The 19,739-nt window shown below is 71.5% G+C and carries 15 protein-coding genes; 4 read left to right on the forward strand and 11 right to left on the reverse strand.

Annotated features, from left to right (window positions below; genetic code table 11):
• Positions 1–4: 4 nt before the first annotated feature.
• The 6 genes from ACIBU0_RS37040 to ACIBU0_RS37065 all read right to left on the reverse strand — a co-directional run bounded on the left by ACIBU0_RS37040 (position 5) and on the right by ACIBU0_RS37065 (position 8,138).
• Entirely contained in the window at positions 5–622 is a 618-nt protein-coding gene (locus ACIBU0_RS37040) for a hypothetical protein (RefSeq protein ID WP_398827520.1), read from the reverse strand.
• Complete coding sequence (locus tag ACIBU0_RS37045) at positions 607–1,743, reverse strand: ParA family protein (protein ID WP_398827522.1); 1,137 nt, start codon at positions 1,741–1,743, stop codon at positions 607–609. The genes ACIBU0_RS37040 and ACIBU0_RS37045 overlap by 16 nt, the downstream gene beginning before the upstream one ends.
• A gap of 399 nt (positions 1,744–2,142) precedes the next feature.
• Positions 2,143–3,267, reverse strand: coding sequence for an alanine dehydrogenase (gene ald, locus ACIBU0_RS37050; protein WP_398827524.1), 1,125 nt, complete (start codon positions 3,265–3,267; stop codon positions 2,143–2,145).
• Positions 3,268–3,402: 135 nt separating this feature from the next.
• On the reverse strand, positions 3,403–5,490 hold the full coding sequence (locus ACIBU0_RS37055) for a tetratricopeptide repeat protein (RefSeq protein WP_398827526.1): 2,088 nt from the start codon (positions 5,488–5,490) through the stop codon (positions 3,403–3,405).
• A gap of 253 nt (positions 5,491–5,743) precedes the next feature.
• Positions 5,744–6,406 (reverse strand): NUDIX domain-containing protein, encoded by a 663-nt coding sequence (locus ACIBU0_RS37060; protein ID WP_398827564.1) that lies wholly within the window; start codon positions 6,404–6,406, stop codon positions 5,744–5,746.
• Between the two features lie 82 nt (positions 6,407–6,488).
• Positions 6,489–8,138, reverse strand: coding sequence for a CTP synthase (locus ACIBU0_RS37065; protein ID WP_398827528.1), 1,650 nt, complete (start codon positions 8,136–8,138; stop codon positions 6,489–6,491).
• A gap of 493 nt (positions 8,139–8,631) precedes the next feature.
• Between ACIBU0_RS37065 and ACIBU0_RS37070 the strand changes: the two genes are divergently transcribed.
• From ACIBU0_RS37070 to ACIBU0_RS37080, 3 genes are all read left to right on the forward strand, one after another.
• Positions 8,632–10,434, forward strand: coding sequence for a glycoside hydrolase family 15 protein (locus ACIBU0_RS37070; protein ID WP_398827566.1), 1,803 nt, complete (start codon positions 8,632–8,634; stop codon positions 10,432–10,434).
• A gap of 90 nt (positions 10,435–10,524) precedes the next feature.
• On the forward strand, positions 10,525–11,907 hold the full coding sequence (locus tag ACIBU0_RS37075; RefSeq protein ID WP_398827530.1) for an FAD-binding oxidoreductase: 1,383 nt from the start codon (positions 10,525–10,527) through the stop codon (positions 11,905–11,907).
• Positions 11,908–11,998: 91 nt separating this feature from the next.
• Complete coding sequence (locus tag ACIBU0_RS37080) at positions 11,999–13,672, forward strand: PucR family transcriptional regulator (RefSeq protein WP_398827532.1); 1,674 nt, start codon at positions 11,999–12,001, stop codon at positions 13,670–13,672.
• Positions 13,673–13,692: 20 nt separating this feature from the next.
• Here the strand turns inward: ACIBU0_RS37080 and ACIBU0_RS37085 are convergent, their stop codons facing one another.
• From ACIBU0_RS37085 to ACIBU0_RS37105, 5 genes are all read right to left on the reverse strand, one after another.
• Positions 13,693–14,829, reverse strand: coding sequence for a glycosyltransferase family 4 protein (locus tag ACIBU0_RS37085; RefSeq protein WP_398827533.1), 1,137 nt, complete (start codon positions 14,827–14,829; stop codon positions 13,693–13,695).
• A 535-nt stretch (positions 14,830–15,364) separates the two neighbouring features.
• Complete coding sequence (gene recN / locus ACIBU0_RS37090) at positions 15,365–17,083, reverse strand: DNA repair protein RecN (RefSeq protein ID WP_398827568.1); 1,719 nt, start codon at positions 17,081–17,083, stop codon at positions 15,365–15,367.
• 208 nt (positions 17,084–17,291) lie between these two features.
• Positions 17,292–18,197 (reverse strand): NAD kinase, encoded by a 906-nt coding sequence (locus ACIBU0_RS37095; protein ID WP_398827535.1) that lies wholly within the window; start codon positions 18,195–18,197, stop codon positions 17,292–17,294.
• Positions 18,194–19,009, reverse strand: a complete 816-nt coding sequence (locus ACIBU0_RS37100; RefSeq protein ID WP_398827537.1) for a TlyA family RNA methyltransferase — start codon at positions 19,007–19,009, stop codon at positions 18,194–18,196. The genes ACIBU0_RS37095 and ACIBU0_RS37100 overlap by 4 nt, the downstream gene beginning before the upstream one ends.
• Before the next feature lie 7 nt (positions 19,010–19,016).
• Positions 19,017–19,331 carry a hypothetical protein gene (locus tag ACIBU0_RS37105; protein ID WP_398827539.1) on the reverse strand — a complete coding sequence of 105 codons (315 nt, stop codon included), beginning with the start codon at positions 19,329–19,331 and terminating at the stop codon, positions 19,017–19,019.
• 42 nt (positions 19,332–19,373) lie between these two features.
• Between ACIBU0_RS37105 and ACIBU0_RS37110 the strand changes: the two genes are divergently transcribed.
• The gene (locus ACIBU0_RS37110) at positions 19,374–19,721 is read left to right on the forward strand and encodes a sterol-binding protein (RefSeq protein ID WP_398827541.1); all 348 of its coding nucleotides are present in this window, start codon (positions 19,374–19,376) and stop codon (positions 19,719–19,721) included.
• The last annotated feature ends 18 nt before the right edge of the window (positions 19,722–19,739 follow it).

Below are 19,739 nucleotides of genomic sequence, written 5' to 3' on the forward strand. Positions count from 1 at the left end.
ACCGCTACCGCCCGCGAAGCCGTCGTACGAGGATGCTGGCGTCCCCGCGGGTCTCCAGATCGGCGAGGACCACGGCCACCGCCTCGCGGACGATCCGCCCACGGTCGACGGCCAGCCCGTGCTCACCGCGGAGCACCAGACGCGCGTGCTCCAGGTCCATGAGCTCCTCGGCGGAGACGTACACGGTGATCTTCTCGTCGTGCCGCTCGCGGCCGCTGGGCCGACGCGAGGCCGTCCGGCCACGCTTGCGCGGCGCGGCGGCGGAAGCGGCGGCAGCAGACCCGGCATTCCCGCCGGAGGCACCCGCGGACGCCCCGGCAGAACCTTCCTGCGCCTCCTGACGCCGGGCGGAACGCTCCGCGGCCGCGGCCCGGCTGCGCGACTCGCCGGCGCCGGCGGACTCCGCGTCGGCGGCCACGTGTTCCGCGCCGTCACCGTCGCCGCCCTGCGCGGGCACCGACTGCGGTGCGTCCTCCGCGGCCACGGCGTCGCTCTCCCCCGCGGGAGCCGGCACCCGGGCCTCGCCGTTGGCCGGGCGCCGGGGAGTGGACGGCTGGAGCGCCATTCCCCCTGTCGTACGGAACAGTTCGTCGGCCCCCGGCAGACTCACTCGGCGTGACACCGGGCGAGCACCTCCCTGGCGAGCTGGCGGTAGGCGGCGGCACCGACGGAGTTGGAGGCGTACGTGGTGATCGGCTCACCGGCGACCGTGGTCTCCGGGAAGCGGACCGTGCGCCCGATGACCGTGTGGTAGACGTGGTCGTCGAACGCCTCGACGACACGCGCGAGCACCTCACGGCTGTGCACGGTGCGCGAGTCGTACATCGTGGCGAGGATCCCGTCGAGCTCCAGCTCGGGGTTGAGCCGCTCCTGGACCTTCTCGATGGTCTCGGTCAGCAGCGCCACACCACGCAGGGCGAAGAACTCGCACTCCAGCGGCACGATCACCTTGTGGGCGGCCGTCAGCGCGTTCACCGTGAGCAGGCCCAGCGAGGGCTGACAGTCGATCACGATGAAGTCGTAGTCGGGCAGCAGCGGCTTGAGCGCGCGCTGGAGCGTGGACTCGCGCGCGACCTCGCTCACCAGCTGGACCTCGGCGGCCGACAGGTCGATGTTGCTCGGGAGGAGGTCCATGTTGGGGACCGCCGTCTTCAGGAGCACCTCGTCGGCCGACATGCCCCGCTCCATGAGCAGGTTGTAGACCGTGAGGTCGAGCTCCATCGGATTCACGCCGAGGCCGACCGAGAGCGCGCCCTGGGGGTCGAAGTCGACGAGCAGGACCCGGCGTCCGTATTCCGCGAGCGCGGCACCCAGGTTGATGGTCGACGTCGTCTTGCCGACGCCGCCCTTCTGGTTGCACATCGCGATGATCTTCGCGGGGCCGTGGTCGGTCAGCGGACCCGGGATCGGGAAGTACGGCAGCGGGCGCCCGGTCGGGCCGATGCGCTCACGGCGCTGGCGGGCAGCGTCGGGCGCGAGCGTGGCCGCGTACTCGGGGTCGGGCTCGTACTCCGCGTCGGGGTCGTAGAAGTGCCCTTCGGGCAGTTCGTCGTAGTCGGCGAAATGGTTGTGGGGCGCGCCACTTCCGTCGCCGGCCATGGCGTTCACGTGATGGCCATCCATGCTCTGGTGTGCTGACAGAGCCGTGTGGGGGCTGGTCTGGCTCTGGTGGGCTGCGAAGGTTCGGACAGCGACGGAGCCGACAGCCTCGAATCCCGCGGGACCCTGGCCCCGTACAGGCATTCCTGGTTGACCACCCCCGGGAGAAAATGTCGACTCATTCACAAGTCGTCTTACCTCCTTGGTGACCAGGAAACTTCTAGACAGGTCAGCGTGGCACCATGCCGACGGTTGGCGACTCTATGGCGTGTCGGCGGTCCGCAGCAACACAATCCGCCGGACCGGGCAGATGTGTCGACAATGAAACATCGCGCTGTCAAGGGCGTACGGCCGTCGCACAGCAGGTTTCACCGGTGTACGAATCGCCCGAAGGGTTGCGTTCGAGGCGAGTTGACCGAGTGCCGCAAAGTGACCATACACACATCCAGCCGGACCTTTTTGAGCAAGGTCCGGCCGGGTGCGTACGGTTGACGACTCGTGTTGACGTATCGCCTTTACCAGAAAGTGACTTAGTCGATCGGCTCAGCCGAGCAGCGATTCGAGCTCCACGTGCTCCAGGCCGTGCGCCTCCGCGACCTCGCGGTAAACCACCTGACCGTCATGCGTGTTGAGGCCCTTGGCCAGGGCGGGGTCGCGGCGCAGCGCCTCCACCCAGCCATGGTTGGCCAGCTCGACGATGTACGGCAGCGTGGCGTTGGTCAGCGCGTAGGTGGAGGTGTTGGGCACCGCGCCGGGCATGTTGGCGACGCAGTAGAAGACCGAGTTGTGGACCGGGAAGGTCGGCTCGGCGTGCGTCGTGGGACGGGAGTCCTCGAAGCAGCCGCCCTGGTCGATCGCGATGTCGACAAGGACACTTCCCGGCTTCATCCGCGAGACCAGCTCGTTGGTGACCAGCTTGGGCGCCTTGGCGCCCGGGATGAGGACGGCGCCGATGACGAGGTCGGCCTCCAGGCAGGCCTTCTCCAGCTCGAAGGCGTTGGAGACGACGGTCTGGATCTTCGTGCCGAAGACCTTGTCCGCCTCCTTGAGCTTGTTGATGTCCTTGTCGAGCAGGGTCACGTGGAAGCCCATGCCGATGGCGATCTGGGCGGCGTTCCAGCCGGAGACGCCACCGCCGATGACGACGGCCTTGCCGGCCAGCACACCCGGGACACCGCCGGGCAGGACGCCGCGGCCGCCGTTGGCCGCCATCAGGTGGTAGGCGCCGACCTGGGGGGCGAGGCGGCCGGCCACCTCGGACATGGGGGCCAGCAGCGGCAGGGCGCGGGAGGGCAGCTCGACGGTCTCGTAGGCGATCGCCGTGGTGCCGGACTCGATGAGCGCGTCCGTGCACTCCTTGGAGGCGGCCAGGTGCAGGTAGGTGAAGAGCGTCTGGTCCTTGCGGAGGCGGTGGTACTCCTCGGCGATGGGCTCCTTGACCTTCAGCAGCAGGTCGGCGGTGGCCCACACCTCGTCGGCGGTCGGCAGGATCTGCGCACCGGCGGCGACGTACTCCTCGTCCGGGATCGACGAGCCGATGCCTGCGCCCTGCTCGATGACGACCTGGTGGCCGTTGCGCACCAGCTCGTGCACACCGGCGGGGGTGATGGCCACCCGGAACTCGTTGTTCTTGACCTCGCGGGGGATGCCGACCTTCACGTCGATCACGGTCCTTGGCTCAGAGGGTGTGGGGGCATTACATGACATACCCGTGCATGCAGGGCACACCGGGAGACACCGCAGGAGAAGGTGCGGCAGAGCCAGTCTAATGAAGGTGTTCCCGCTGTCTAGCCTTTCAATGCATCAATCTTCTGCGGATGTACTACGGATTTCGTAGGCGTTAGGGTCTTGTTCCGGCTCGAAAGTGGCTTGCTCGCTGCCAGGCTCGTCCGCATCGGGCTCCTCGGGCTCCTCCCCCAGCATCCGCCGGGCCGCGCCCCGGTGCAGCTGCGCGGCCGCGGGATCCCCGAGGTGCTCCAGGGTGTCGGCGAGCCGCAGGTACAGCGCTCCCTGCAGCCGCGTGTCCTCGGCACGTCGCGCCCACTCCACCGCCTCCTGGCAGGTGCGCAGCGACTCCTCGGGCCGCCCCGCGTACTCCTGGACTCGGGCCAGCTCGCTCAACGCCCGTGCGTGAGCGGCGAGATCGCCGTTCTTGCGGTGCCCGGCGACCGCGGCCCGCCAGTTCCGCAGCGCCTCGCCGTAGCGGCCCGCGAAGGTGTGGGCGGCTCCGATCCGGCCGTACAGCCGGGCGGCGTCCGCGCGCTCGTCGCGGGCCAGCCGCTGGGCCAGCGCCCTGCCGAACCAGTCGGCGGCCCGGTCGTAGTCCCCGAGCTCCAGGTGGGCGCCGCCTACGGATTCCATCGCGCGGCCGGTCGCGTACGGGTCGTTCGCCTCGCGTCCGGCGTCCAGCGCGGCCCGATAGCGCACCAGGGCCGCCTGCGTGCGCCCCGTCCGGGCGTCGACGTCGCCGAGGTTCAGCAGGGCCGCGGCCTTCTCACGCGGGAGGTTCTGCCGCTCGGCCACGTCGAGGACCAGGCTGTGGACGGCGTACAGGTCGTCGGCGGCCGCGTGGGTTCCGACGTGCACGACCAGCGCCCTGACCAGCTGGGACATCAGGCGGCGGGCGAGGGTGTCCAGCTCCCCGTCGGCGACCGCGGCCCGGGCCGAGGCCAGCAGGGCGGGCCTGCGGAGGGTCAGCCAGTCGGCGGCCGCCCGGGGGTTGGGGAAGCGCAAGGCCTGAGGCATGGCGAGCAGCTTCTGGCGGGTCTCGGGGCTGTCGGTCTCGGTGATCGTCCGGCAGGACTGCAGCAGCCGTACGGTCCGCTCCAGCATGCGGGCGCGGGCGAGCTGCAGTTCGGCGGGACGGTCCTGGGTCTCGGTGCGGGCCTTGAGGTGGGCGTACAGGCAGGCCGGGACCTCGTACTGCGGCAGCGGTGATGCGACGGTGTGCAGCAGGCCGAGGGCGACGAGGTCGTCCAGGATGCTGCGGGCGCCGTCGACCGAGCAGCCGGCCAGGGCGGAGGCGGTGTGCGGGTCGACGAAGCCGCCCGGGGCGAGGGTGAGCAGGCGCAGCATCCGGGCGGCGTTGACCGGCAGGGACGCGTAGGCGAGGCGGAAGACCCGGCCGAGCGCGGTGCCCTCGTCGCTCTCGGCCTGCAGCTGCTTGGCGAGGTCGGCGACGGCCGCCTTGGGGCGGGCGGCGAGCCAGCCGCCCGCCAGCATCAGCGCGGCGGGCTGCCCCTGGCACACCTCGGCGAGGCCCTCGGCGGACCGCGGGTCGACGGTGATGCGGACCGAACCGGTGTGCCGGGACAGCAGCTCCACCGCCGACTTGGTGTCGAGGCCCCCGACGGTGCAGGGCCGCACGTCCGTGATGCCGGTCAGCGGTCCACCGGAGACGGCGACGACGAGGCACTGCGGTGCGTCCGGCAGCAGGGCGTCGACCTGCTCGGACTCGGCCGCGTCGTCCAGCAGGAGCAGGGCCCGGCGCCCGGCCAGGGCCTCGCGCAGGGCCGCGGTGAGGTCGTCCTCGCCGGCGCCGGGCGGGACCGGCCGGCCCAGGGCGGTGAGCAGCTCGCGGGCGGCGCGCGCGACGGGAACGGGGGTGCCGTCGGGCTCGCTCAGGCGGGCGCGCAGCACTCCGTCGGCGTAACGGTCCGCCACCTGCCGTACCAGTTCCTCGGCGAGGGCGGTGCGACCCGAGCCCGGACGGCCCGCGATGAGCAGCACGCGCGCGCGTGGCGCCTTGCGGCCGGAGAGGGTGTCCAGGCCCGCGCGCTCGATGTCGGCGCGGAGTTCCTTCAACTCGCGTGTACGACCGAGGAATTGGTTCTCGTCGGACCCTTGCGTCGACACCCGCACGCCGCCTGTGTCCACCACCTGATCCGTCACGGGGCACACTCCCGTCCCACCACACGCGCAAGCCCGCCGGGACTCCGGCCAGGGCGTCTCCAGAGCCTAGTTCACGCTCCGCGACGATCCGGGCGCAGCACGGCGGACACATCCCCCGACCGGATCAGCAGATCGTAGGACCGACACCATCAATCGGGTGTGCGGGCCGCGCCCCTCAGGGGCGCGGGGCTGTGTCGACATGCGGCTCCGCCGCGTGGGCGCGACCAGCCACGACGCCGCCGCAGTCCGCAGATCACCGCGCCCCTACGGCGCATCCGCCCGGCGCTTCCAGCGGAGCGAACGGCCGCGCCGGCCACTCCGCTTCCGCCGGCCGCAACCCGTCAAGCCCGCCGGAGGCCCGCGCGGCGGCCAGGGACAGCACGCCGACGACGAGGCAGTTGTTGTGCAACTCGCCCGCGAGCACGCCCCGGACCAGCTCGTCGACCGGCACGCGCGCGTGCTCCAGGTCGGCCTCCTCGTCCTCCACCTCGAAGCGGTCCCCCTCGGCCTCGGACAGATTCCGTGCGAGGAAGATCCGTACGGCCTCGTCGCAGCCGCCCGGGGTGGTGTAGACGTCGGTCAGCACCCGCCAGTCCTCGGCCTTGACGTGGGCTTCCTCGTACAGCTCGCGCTGGGCGGCGTGCAGGGGGTTCTCACCGGGGATGTCGAGCAGGCCCGCGGGAATCTCCCAGAGCTTCTCCCGGACCGGGTGCCGGTACTGCTTGATGAGCAGGACGCGGTCCTCGTCGTCGAGGGCGAGGACGGCCACCGAGCCGGGGTGCACCTGGTAGTCGCGGCGTACCACCGAGCCGTTGGGCATGACCACGTCGTCCGTGCGGACGGAGGTCTTGTTGCCCACGAAGGGGGTGTCCGTCGCACGGATCTCCCACTCCTCGGGGGTGTCCTTGATCGTCATGCCCTGCCCTTCCACGTGCGCGAAGAAAACCGGGGTGCCCACCTTTGAAGGTTTGCACCCCGGCCACCGTACAACTGATGTGTTACTTCGAATTCTTGCGCTCGACCGCGGCCTTCACCAGGCCCGCGAACAGCGGGTGCGGGCGCGTCGGGCGCGAACGCAGCTCGGGGTGGGCCTGCGTGGCCACCAGGTAAGGGTGGACCTCGCGCGGGTACTCCACGTACTCGACGAGCTTGCCGTCGGGCGACGTCCCGGAGAACAGGATGCCGGCCTTCTTCTCCAGCTCCGCGCGGTAGGCGTTGTTCACCTCGTACCGGTGACGGTGCCGCTCCTCGACGTACTCCTTGCCGTCGTACACCTCGCGCACGATGGAGCCCTCGGCCAGCTTGGCCGGGTACATGCCCAGCCGCATGGTGCCGCCCATGTCGCCCTCACCGGCGACGATGTCGAGCTGCTCGGCCATGGTGGAGATCACCGGGTGGGAGGTGGCCGGGTCGAACTCGGTGGAGTTCGCGTCGCCGATGTCGGCGAGGTTGCGGGCCGCCTCGATCACGATGCACTGCAGGCCCAGGCACAGGCCCAGCAGCGGGATCCTGTTCTCGCGGGCGTACTTGATCGCGCCGACCTTGCCGAGCACACCGCGGTCGCCGAAGCCGCCCGGGATGCAGATGCCGTCCACGTCGGCGAGCTGCTGCTTGGCGCCGGCCGGGGTCTTGCAGTCGTCGGAGGTGACCCACTTGATCTTCACGCGGGCCTTGTTGGCGAAGCCGCCCGCGCGCAGCGCCTCGGTCACCGAGAGGTAGGCGTCCGGCAGGTCGATGTACTTGCCGACCAGCGCGAGGGTGATCTCGTGGTCGGGGTTGTGGACGCGGTCGAGCAGGTCGTCCCAGGTCGTCCAGTCCACGTCCCGGAACGGCAGGTCCAGCTTGCGGACGACGTAGGCGTCCAGGCCCTCTCCGTGCACGGTCTTCGGGATGTCGTAGATCGAGCGGGCGTCGGGGCAGGCCACCACGGCGGCCTCGTCGACGTCGCACATCAGGCTGATCTTGCGCTTGATCGCGGTCGGCACCTCGCGGTCGCAGCGCAGCACGATGGCGTCCGGCTGAATACCGATGTTCCGCAGGGCCGCAACCGAGTGCTGGGTCGGCTTCGTCTTCAGCTCTCCCGAGGGGCCGATGTACGGCAGGAGCGAGATGTGCACCACAAAGACGTTGTCCCGGCCGACCTCGTGACGGACCTGGCGGACGGTCTCCAGGAACGGCAGCGACTCGATGTCGCCGACCGTGCCGCCGACCTCCGTGATCACGACGTCCACCTCGTCCGTCGCCATGCGGCGGATGCGGTGCTTGATCTCGTTGGTGATGTGCGGGATGACCTGCACGGTGTCGCCCAGGTACTCGCCGCGCCGCTCCTTGGCGATCACCGTCGAGTACACCTGACCGGTGGTGACGTTGGCGGACCCGTCCAGGTCGCGGTCGAGGAAACGCTCGTAGTGGCCGATGTCCAGGTCGGTCTCGGCGCCGTCGTTGGTGACGAACACCTCACCGTGCTGGAAGGGGTTCATCGTGCCAGGGTCGACATTGAGGTACGGGTCCAGCTTCTGCATGACGACGCGCAGGCCCCGCGCCTTGAGCAGCATGCCGAGGCTGGAGGCCGTCAGGCCCTTGCCGAGCGAGGAGGCGACACCCCCGGTGACGAAGATGTGCTTGGTCGTCGTGGATTTTGGCGTCATGGCCAAGAGGGGGCTCCCGTGGTCGCGATCTTGAAGTGCGGTTCGGGGGTCTTCAGGCCCACCGGTCCACGGGCTACCAGGGTATCAGCGACTCGGACCGATGGCTTCCGGCCACGCTCCGCGCACGAGCCGGCACGCATCCGCACCCTTCACCGGTTTCCCGCGCATCGGTCACCCATTGCTCACCCGTTCGGCCGACCCGGGTTGCCCGGAGCGGCACGCAGATCATCTACGTGCGTCGTATCCTGCTCGGACATTCGCTGCCGAGCCCGGCCGGCAAACACGGCACCACCCCCGCCCGTCACACCCGGAACAACGAGAGCTCGTCAGTTCGTTGAGCAGAGATTGTTGAGAAGAGACTGTCGTTTGCCTCAGGGCGGAAGCGACTGCTTTGCTTCACGGCTCAACGACGCATTACAACCACCCCTTGACCGCACTAGCGAGAGCCCCCTTGCCAGGAGGGGGTGACGTGGCCGTTCGACTGGAGTTGCACGTGGCCGGGCGCATCGAAGACTACGCACTCATCGGAGACATGCAGACCGCCGCACTGGTCTGCCGGGACGGCACAGTGGACTGGCTGTGCCTGCCCCGCTTCGACTCGCACGCCATCTTCGCCGGCCTGCTGGGCACCGAGGAGCACGGCTTCTGGCGGCTCGGCCCCGCCCATGCCTCCGACGCCCCGCCGCCCACCGCGGCCCGGCGCACCTACCGCGGCGACTCCCTGATCCTGGAGTCCGAGTGGGACACGCCGCGCGGCACGGTCCGGGTGATCGACTTCATGCCCCCGCGTGACGGCGCGCCCCAGCTGATCCGCATCGTGGAGGGCGTCTCGGGCCGGGTGCCGATGCGTTCGGCGCTCCGGATGCGGTTCTCGTACGGCCGGGTGGTGCCGTGGGTGCACAAGCACGAGGGCCGTACCGTCGCCGTCGCCGGCCCGGACTCGGTGTGGTTCGACGCGGAGGCCGAGACGTACGGCAAGTCGCTGACGACCTACTCGGACTTCACGGTCGCCCCGGGTGAGCGGATCGCGTTCACCATCTCCTGGGAGCCCTCGCACAAGCAGCCGCCGGCCCTGCCGGAGCCGGAGCAGTCGCTGGAGGCGACGGAGGACTTCTGGCGGGAGTGGGTCGAGCACTGTACGTACCACGGCCCCTACCGCGAGGCGGTGATCCGCTCGCTGATCACGCTGAAGGCGCTGACGTACGCCCCGACCGGCGGCATCGTCGCGGCACCCACGACCTCGCTGCCGGAGGACATCGGCGGCGTGCGCAACTGGGACTACCGCTACACCTGGCTGCGGGACGCGGCGATCACCCTGTCCTCGCTGCTGCGCACCGGCTACCGCGAGGAGGCCCGCTCCTGGCGGGAGTGGCTGCTCAGGGCGGTCGCGGGCGACCCGGAGAACCTGCAGATCATGTACGGCATCGCCGGCGAGCGCGAGCTGGGCGAGGCCGAGCTGGACTGGCTGCCCGGCTACGAGAACTCGGCCCCGGTCCGGGTCGGCAACGGCGCCGCGCACCAGCTCCAGCTGGACGTGTACGGCGAGGTCACCGAGGCCCTGCACCTGGCCCACATGACGGGCCTGGCCCGCAACGACTACGCCTCGCTGCTCCAGCTGAAGCTGATCCGCTACCTGGAGGACCACTGGGACGAGCCGGACGAGGGCATCTGGGAGGTGCGCGGCCCGCGCCGCCACTTCGTGCACTCCAAGGTCATGGCCTGGGTCGCCGTCGACCGCACGATCAAGCTCATCGAGTCCGGCGACGCCGACGGCCCGCTGGAGCGCTGGCGCGAGCTGCGGGACGACATCCACCGGGACGTGTGCGAGAAGGGCTACGACAAGGAGCGCAACACCTTCACGCAGTCGTACGGCTCGAAGGAGCTGGACGCCTCGCTGCTGCTGATCCCGCAGATGGGCTTCCTGCCGCCGGACGACAAGCGCGTCATCGGCACCATCGAGGCGATCCAGCGCGAGCTGTCCACCGAGGACGGCTTCATCCTGCGCTACCCGACGCAGGGCGACGACGAGGGCGTCGACGGCCTCCCCGGCGACGAGGGCGCCTTCCTGGCCTGCTCGTTCTGGATGGCGGACGACCTGGCGATGATCGGCCGCGTCGACGAGGCCCGCAAGCTGTTCGAGAAGCTGCTGTCCCTGCGCAACGACCTCGGTCTGCTGGCCGAGGAGTGGGACCCGCGCCTGCAGCGCCAGGTCGGCAACTTCCCGCAGGCCTTCAGCCACGTTCCGCTGATCGACACCGCCCTGCGGCTGACGGCTTCCGGGGCGTACGGCGGCTGACCGGACCGACGTACCGCCCAACAGGACGGACAGGGCAGGCCCGCCTAGCCTGGAAGCAAGCGATTCCCCCTGGTCGGAAGGGGGGCTGCCATGGCTTCCCGCTCCAAGGCGGGCGCGGCCCTCGCCGCGCTGCGTCAGGATCTCTCCGGTGATGTGTTCGCCCCGGGCGATTTCGGCTACGACGAGACTCGGGCCGTCTTCAACACCATGATCGACCGGCGGCCCGCGGTGATCGCGCAGTGCGTGGACGAGGACGACGTCGTGCGGGCCGTGCGCTTCGCGCGGGACCTGGATCTCAACATCGCGGTGCGCGGTGGCGGGCACAGCGTGGCCGGCATGGCGCTCAACGACAACGGTCTGGTCGTCGACCTGCGCCACATGCGCGCGGTCACTGTCGATCCCGCGGCCGAGGCGGTACGGGTCGCGGGCGGGGCCACGATGAGCGATCTGGACCGCGCCACTCAGGCGTACGGCCTGGCCACGACCGGCGGCCGGGCCTCCACCACCGGCGTCGGCGGCTTCGTCCTCGGCGGCGGCACCGGCTGGCTGGACCGCTGCTGCGGGCTCGCGGTGGACAATCTCCTCGGGGTCGAGCTGGTCACCGCCGACGGCACCCGGACCCATGCGAGCGCCGACGAGAACCCGGACCTGTTCTGGGCCCTGCACGGCGGCGGCGGCAACTTCGGCATCGCCACCGCGATCACGCTGAAGCTGCACGAGCTGCCCGAGTTCGCCATCGCGTTGCTGCTGTACCGGCCGGAGTTCGCACCGGACGCCGTCCGCACCTTCCGGGACGTGATCGAGTCCGGCCCCGACGAGGTGGGCGGCGGCATCCTGCACTTCACAGGCCCGCCCGAGGAGTTCGTACCGCCGGCTCTGGTCGGCACGCTGCTGTGCGGTGCGCTGCTGACGTACGCCGGTGCCGAGCAGGACATGCGCAAGTACGCCGAGCCGCTGCTGGCGCTGCCGCACGAGGCCGAGATCGTCGGCGCGATGCCGTACGCCGACGTGCAGTGCATGATCGACGATCCGCCCGGCATGCGGCACTACTGGTCGGCGGAGTACCTGACGGGCGCGCCGGACGACTTCGTCGACGTCTACTGCGCCGACGGGCAGAGCATGCCGGTACCGACCGGCACCCAGCACGCCCTCCTCCCGCAGGGCGGCGCGATCGCCGCCGGCCCGCACGAGTATCCGGTGCCGTACCGGGACGCGCCCTGGGCGGTGCACCCCTACGGCATGTGGGAGGACCCTGCGGACGACGAGCGCTGCATCCGGTGGGTGCGTGACGTCCGCGACGACGTCCGGCCGTGGAGCACCGGTGCGGTCTATCTGAACTTCATCGGCGACGAGGGCGCGGAACGGGTGGTGGCCGGCCTGGGCGCCGGGAACACCCGGCGGCTGGCCGAGCTGAAGCGGCGGTACGACCCCGACAACGTCTTCCGGTTCAACCACAACATCAGGCCGGCGTGAGGCTCCGCCTGCCGGGCGTCGGGAGCCGGTGATCGTTGCCGTACCCGCCCGGAGATGTCGGGGAAGCGTCCCCGCGGGTAGCGTCCGGCTCATGGACAGCGGTACGGGCGGTACGGGCAGCGGCGCAGGCGGTACGGACAGCGGATTCGGCACCCACAGCGCGGGGATCACCGTGCGGCGGGCGCTGGAGCTGCCGGGGCTGCGCAGCGGACTGCCCGAGATCCTGGCGGGCGCCGACCGGCTGGGGCGGACCGTGCGCTGGGTGCACGCGGGCGAGGTGCCGCACATCGCCTCGCTGCTGAAGGGCGGGGAGCTGCTGCTGACCACGGGCTACGGCCTCGGCACCCGCCCGGCCGACCAGCGCGCGTTCGTGCGCACCCTGGCCGAGCGCGGTATCGCGGCCCTCGTCGTCGAACTGGGCCCGCGCTTCACGCGCCTGCCCGCCGCACTGGTCGACACGGCCCGGGCGGCCGGCCTGCCGCTGGTCCAGCTGCATCGCGAGGTGCCCTTCGTGACGGTCACCGAGGAGGTCCACACCGAGATCGTCAACGGCCACTACGCGCTGCTGCAACGGGTGGAGGAGGTGCACCGCCGGTGCACGGAAGCACTGCTCGGCGGCGGCGGTGTGCCCCAGGTGCTCGGCATCCTGGCCGACTTCAGCGGCAACCCGGTCTTCCTGGAGACGACGGACGGTCGGCTGCTGTATGCCGCCGGGGCCGGTCCGGAGGGTGCGGATCCGTTGCAGGTGTGGGAGGGGCTGCGGGGGCAGCACAGGGACGCGCCGCCGCCTGCCGGGTCGGTGCTGGTGGATGTGCCGGGCGGCGGGCCCGGGACGGGTTCGGTGCGGGCGCGGCTCGTCCTGCTGCCCGTGCGGGGCCCGCTCACGCCCGTCCACCGCATGGCCGCCGAGCGGGCGGCGGGGATTCTGGCCGTGGTGCTGATGCAGGCGCGGCAGGAGGAGGAACTGGCGGCCCGCGGACGCGGGGACTTCCTGACCGACCTCGCGGAGGGCCGTATCGCCGCCGAGGACGCCCCCGCGCAGGCACGTGTGCTGGGCTTCAAGCCGGGCGACAGCCCGCTGCTGCCGGTGGTGATGCGGCTGGGGGACGCGCTGTCCCCCAGCGGCGGCTGGGCGGTGCTGGCGCGTGCGGTCGCGGAGGAGCTGGCCTCGGTGGGCGTGCCGGTCCTGCTGGGCGTACGGCCGGTGGAGGGCCGGGTCCTGGTGCTGCTGGGCCTGCGGTCGGAGTCGGAGCGGTCGACGGTCGCGGACCGGGTCGCGGCGGCGTTGCGGGCGGGCGTGGAGCGGGCCGGGATCCAGCGGCCCGGGGCGCAGCCGCCGGTCGTGGTCGTCGGGGTGGCCGGCGGCTGGGCGGCGGCCTCGGCGGGCCTGAGGCATGCGGCGGAGACGGCGACGGCGGCGCAGGGCCTGACCGACCGCCCCTGGTACGACGCCCGCCGCCTGGACATCGACCTGCTGCTGTGGCGGCTGCGCGACCACCCGGACCTCGCGGCCTTCGTGGATCGCGCGATCGGTCCGCTCCGCGACCACGACAACCGCTCCAGACCGCCCCTGCTGCCCACCCTGGAGACGTACTTGGCGCATGCGGGCCGCAAGGCGGAGACGGCCCGCGAACTGCACCTGAACCGGCAGACGCTCTACAACCGCCTCGCCCGCATCGGCGAGTTGCTCGGCACCGACCTCGACGACCCGCAGACGGTACTGGCGTTGAGTCTGGCATTGCGGGCGCGCAGGCACGTGCCGTAGGAGGGGCGACCGCGGAGCGCCTAGACCATCGGCCGGGGCTGAGTCAACTCGTCGTAGACACTGAGCACTTGAGCGACCGTCTCGTCCTCGGTCGGCCAGGTGGCCGCCTGGCGCACGCCCCGCTCCTTGAGGAGTTCCCGCCGCTCGGGGTCGCCGAGCAGCCGTACGACGGCGTCGGCGAGCGCCTCCGGGTCGCCGTACGGGACGAGTTCGGCCGCGTCGCCGACGAGTTCCGGGATGCCGCCGACGTCGGTCGCGACGAGCGGCACGCGCGCGTGAAGGGCCTCCTGGGCCAGCACGGACCGCGACTCCCACCTGCTGGGCAGGACAGCGATGTCGGCGGCGGCGAGCAGTTCGCAGACGTCGTCGCGCCGCCCGATGAGCCGAACGGGCAGCCCCTCGTCCTCGATCCGCCGCTGCAGCCCCGCCCGCAGCTCGCCCTCCCCCGCGATCACCACCAACGGCAGCGGATCGAGCCGCCGCCACGCGCGCGAGGCGTCCAGCAGCACGTCGTATCCGCGATGCCGCTCGAGCGAGCCGACGGCGATCAGCAGCGGGCGCCCGGTGGCGCCGAGTTCGGCGCGGACCTTGGGCCGCAGCCGGTCGGGGTCGTCGTGCTCGACGCCGCGGCGCGGCCCGGGCAGCGCGACGGCGGCGAGCCGCGCGTCCCGCGCGCCGGTCCGGCGGGCCCGGTCGACCAGCGCCGAGGTGCTTCCCAGCACGACGGAGGCGGCCTTGACGACCCGCCGCTCCAACAGCCGTACGAGATGGGCGCGGGCCCCCTCGGCATACGCCCGGTCGTGCCAGGTGACGACGAGCGGAGTGCGCCGGCCGCCCAGCGCGAGCACGGCACGGAAGGAGGCGTGCAGCCCGTGCGCGTGCACCAGATCGGCGTCCGCGCATGCCGCCCGCAGCGCGGCCACGGAGGCGGGGTCGCTGCTCCTGGGCACGTGCACGTGTTCGGCACCGGCGCCGGTGAAGTCGTAGAGGTGATCGGCCTCGACAGGGGCGCACACGGTGACCCGCACGCCCCGCGCGACCAGCCCCGAGGCCAGCGATCGCACATGTGCGCTACTGCCGGCGTTGCCGCCGCCCAGCACCTGCACGGTGCGCAGCGACGACTGGCCGTGCGGTGAGGGGCTGCTCACGGGGGTCACGTGGCCGGGCTCCTGGTTGTGGGTGGGCGGTCACGAAGAAAGTACAGAAGGATCGGGCGGAGGGGGTGTACCGCGAGGATCCCTACGCGTACGACGTGTTTACGCCAAGGATGCCAGCACGTACGGGTGTTCCGTGAACGGCGGGAGGGCGGAGGCCGGGCGCCACGGCGGGGCGAGTCACCTGCACGGGTGAGGAACCCCGGGTTCCACCCGAACACATGCACGTGTCGTACCGCCTCCGGGGCAGGCCTTGTCCAAGGCGCCGCGCCGCCCCGACATCAGGCCCATCAGGCACTCCGACACACGGCCCTGGCCCATGCACACCGCACCTGCAGGGCCGTGTCCGCCCACAGCCACCGGCTCCGGCCAGCAGTGCCAAGCCCGGCCCCAGTTGCCGACCCGGCCGCGAGCGCCGATCTCGACCCCGGCTACCGGCCCGGGCCACGGCCGCCAAGCCATGCCGCCATGACAGCCCGACCGCCCCGCGCCCTGCGCCCCGGTCGACACGGCCGTCCCGCCCAGAGCGGTGGAGCCGTTACACGTCCGCCCGAGCCGTCGCCAGCAACTCCTCCGCGTGCGCGCGAGCGGTCTCCGAGTCCTCCTGGCCGGCGAGCATCCGGGACAGCTCCCGGATCCGCTCCTCCCCTTCGAGGACCTTCACACCGGAGCGGGTGACCGAGCCGTCGTTGGTCTTCTCGACGAGCAACTGCCGGTCGGCGAACGCGGCCACCTGCGGAAGATGGGTCACGACCACGACCTGCGCGGTCTTCGCGAGCCGAGCGAGCCGCCGCCCGATCTCGACCGCCGCCTTGCCGCCGACACCGGCGTCGACCTCGTCGAAGAGATACGTCGGCACGGGATCCGTCCCCGCGAACACGACCTCCACGGCGAGCATCACGCGCGAGAGCTCACCGCCGGACGCGCCCTTGGCGATGGGCCGCGGCGGCGCCCCCGGATGCGGAGCGAGCAGCAGCTCGACCTCGTCGACGCCGGACGGCCCGTACGCGACCGTGCGCCCGCCGACCTCGACCCCTTCCGGATCCTCGGTCTGCCGGATGGCGAACGACACGCGCGCGTGCGGCATGGCGAGCGAGGCCAGCTCGGCGGTCACGGCGGCGGCGAACCGCTCGGCGGCCTCCGTCCGCGCATCGGTCAGCGCCTGCGCCAGCCCGCCCAGCTCGGCCCGCAGCGCATCCCGCTCGGCGGTCAGCTCCTCGAGCCGCTCGTCGTCGCTGTCCAGTTCGGTGAGCCGCGCGGCACTGCGTTCGGCCCAGGCCAGCACCGAGGCGACGTCCTCACCGTACTTCCGCGTCAGCGCGCCGAGCGCGGCCCGCCGTTCCTCGACGGCCGACAGCCGCAGCGGGTCGGCGTCCAGGTCGTCGGCGTACCCCGCCAGCTCCCCGGCGACATCGCCCAGCAGGATTCCGATCTCGCCGATCCGGTCGGCCAGCGCGGCCAGCGCCGGATCGTGCGACCGAACGGCGTCCAGGGCACGCTGGGCGCCCGCGACGAGCGTGGCGGCGTCGATGCCCTCGGGGTCCTCGGGATTACCGGCGAGTGCGGCATGAGCGGCCGTGGCGGCCGAGGACAGGGCCTCCGCGTGCCCCAGGCGCTCCGCCTCCTCCGCCAGCTCGGTGTCCTCACCGGCCCGCGGTTCCACGCCCGCGATCTCGTCGAGCCCGTAGCGCAGCATGTCGGCTTCCTGGGCCCGCTCACGCGCGCGCGTGACGATCTCCTCCAGTTCGACCGACACGGCCCGCAACCGCCGGTAGGCCTCGCCGTACTTGGCCAGCGGCCCGGCGACGGCGTCCCCCGCGTACCGGTCGAGGGCCTGCCGCTGCCGGGACAGCTTCAGCAGCCCCTGCTGGTCCGTCTGCCCGTGCACGGCGACGAGCTCGTCGGCGAGCTCGGCGAGAACGCCCACCGGAACGGACCGCCCACCCAGGTGCGCCCGTGACCGCCCCTCGGCGGAAACGGTACGGCTGATCAGCAGCGCCCCGTCGTCGAGCTCGGCCCCGGCCTCCTCGGCGCGCACGGCGACCGACGCGTCCGAGTCGACGGTCACCCGCCCCTCCACGACAGCCTTCTCGGCCCCGATCCGCACGAGCGCCGGGTCCGCCCGCCCACCGAGCAACAACCCGAGGCTGGTGACCACCATGGTCTTGCCCGCACCCGTCTCACCGGTGACAGCGGTGAACCCGGGCGACAGCTCGACGACGGCGTCGTCGATGACTCCGAGCGACCGTATCCGCATCTCCTCCAACACGGACACGACCTTACGAGGTCGAGGGCGGGGCGTGCGACGGCCCCCGGTCCCAGTCATGTGAAGGTCCAGGTGACGAATGTGTATCGGCCGCACATGTCACCCAGGGGAGTGGAGGTTCCCAGGGGCGCGGGGAACTGCGCGACCAGCCACAGACCACCCGCAGCCGCCATGAATCCGAACCACCCCCCACAGATGGCTAGTGAGGCGCCCCCCGCCACCCGGAAACCGGCAACGCAAACTTAGCCACAAGCCGGTCAGTGAACGACGCATGATGCAACCGAGCCAACCGCACCGGCACAGCCCCCCGCCGCACCTCGACCCGCGCCCCCGGCGGCAACTCCACAGTCCGCCGCCCGTCACACCACAACACCCCCGGCGGGATATGCGGCAGAACCTCCACGGCAAGCACAGAATCCGGCGACGTCACCAACGGCTTCGCAAACAACGCATGCGCACTGATCGGCACCATCAACAGCGCCTCCACCTCAGGCCACACCACCGGCCCACCGGCAGAGAACGCGTACGCGGTGGACCCCGTCGGAGTCGACAGCACGATCCCGTCGCACCCGAACCCCGTCACCGGCCGCCCGTCGATCTCCAGCACGACCTCGAGCAGCTTCTCGGCGCCCGCCTTCTGCACGGCCGCCTCGTTCAGCGCCCAGTCGGTATGCACGACGTCGCCGTTCTGATGCACGACGACGTCGACGGTCATCCGCTCCTCGACCTCGTACGCCTTGGTCACGACCCGGTCGACAACCTTGTCGAGATCGTCCCGCTCGGCCTCCGCGAGGAACCCGACCCGCCCGAGGTTGACGCCCAGCATCGGCACCCCGGACGCCCGGGCGAACTCGGCGCCCCGCAGCAGCGTCCCGTCACCGCCGAGCACTATGAGCAGCTCGCACCCGTCGAGGCACTGCGGAGTCGCCTCCTTGACGAGTTGCACCTCGTCCGGCAGGGGCAGATCCTCCGCCTCCGCCTCCAGCACCCGCACGCCGATCCCCGACCGCAGCAGCCCCTTGACCACGAGCTCGGCACTGCGGATGGCGGCGGGCCGCCCGGTGTGGGCGAGCAGGAAAACAGTACGAGCTCGGTTCTGCATCAACGCGGCCCCTCCGCAACTGCTCGGTCAACGTCGGCCGGGTCCGGAGCGGGCGCCCCGGCACGCAGCCACAGAAAGTACTCGACATTCCCGGAGGGCCCGGGCAACGGACTGGCCGTGACGCCCTTCACCCCGAGACCCAGTTCCCACGCCTTGTCGGCCACGCCGCGCACGGCCTCGGCCCGCAGCTGAGGACTGCGGACGACCCCGCCGCTCCCCAGCCGTTCCTTCCCCACCTCGAACTGCGGCTTGACCATCATCACCAGGTCGGCGTCCGGTTTCACGCACCGCACCAGGGCGGGCAGCACCAGGCCGAGCGGGATGAAGGACAGATCCCCCACGACAAGATCCACAGGCTCACCATCGATCTCTTCAAGCGTCAACTCGCGTACGTTCGTACGGTCCTTGACGGTGACGCGTTCATCACTCTGGAGAGTCCAGGCGAGTTGCCCGTATCCGACGTCGACGGCGACGACATGCGCGGCTCCCGCCCGCAGCAGCACGTCGGTGAATCCCCCGGTCGACGCCCCGGCGTCCAGCGCCCGCCGCCCCTCCACCCGGAGCCCCTGCGGTACGAAGGCCTCCAGCGCACCGGCGAGCTTGTGCCCGCCCCGCGACACGTACTCGGGATCGCTGCCGTCGGTCGCGACGACGATCGCCGCCGCGGTCTCCACCTGGGTGGCGGGCTTGGTCGCGACGGTCTTCCCGACGGTGACCCGCCCGGCGGCGATCAGCTGGCTGGCGTGCTCGCGCGAGCGCGCGAGCTTCCGGCGGACCAGCTCCGCATCCAGACGGCGACGTGCGACTCCTGCCACGTTCGGTTCAGCTCCTGTGCTCGTTCGGCCGTGGGGGCGCCGGAGGTCCCGGGCGGGCGTCGAGCGCGGTCAGCGCGTCGCGCAGCCCCCGATGTACATCCTCGTACACCTCGATGTGCCCGTCGGTGGCGAGGTGGTCGGCATCGCCCAGCCGCTCCAGCTGGGCGTCCACGTCGGCGTTGCCGGTGAGGGTGCGGGGGATGTTCAGCGGGGCGGGGGCGGCGGGGTCGTACTCGCGGTCGTACTCGGATTCGACCGGACCGTCCGGCTCCGGAACCACCGCTTCCACCGGCACCGTGGTCTCGGGCACAGAGTCGCTCATGCCCAGACGCTACCGCGAAGCCCTGGGGTAACGTCGATCGCGATGGCCACGATCGAGGAGTGCCGCGCCGCACTCGAAAAGCTCTCGGACAACATGCAGCGTGCCGAAGGGGACGCCCGCACGGCCGCGGCCCTGGACCGCTCGGTGAGCTGCCACATCACCGACCTGGACGTCACGTTCGCCGGACGTATGACGGGCGGCCGTATCCATGTCCAGGACACGTTCCAGGGCCCGCCCCGCGAGAAGGCCCAGATCAGACTCGGCATGACCGGCGACGACCTGGTCGCGCTGGTCGACGGCGAGCTGCACTTCGCCAAGGCCTGGGGCTCGGGCCGGGTGAAGCTGCACGCGGGCGTGCGCGACCTGCTGCTGCTCAGGAAGCTTCTTTAGCGGACCTCAGGAAGCGGA

The organism is Streptomyces sp. NPDC049627, from assembly GCF_044465645.1.
Classification (GTDB): Bacteria; Actinomycetota; Actinomycetes; order Streptomycetales; family Streptomycetaceae; genus Streptomyces.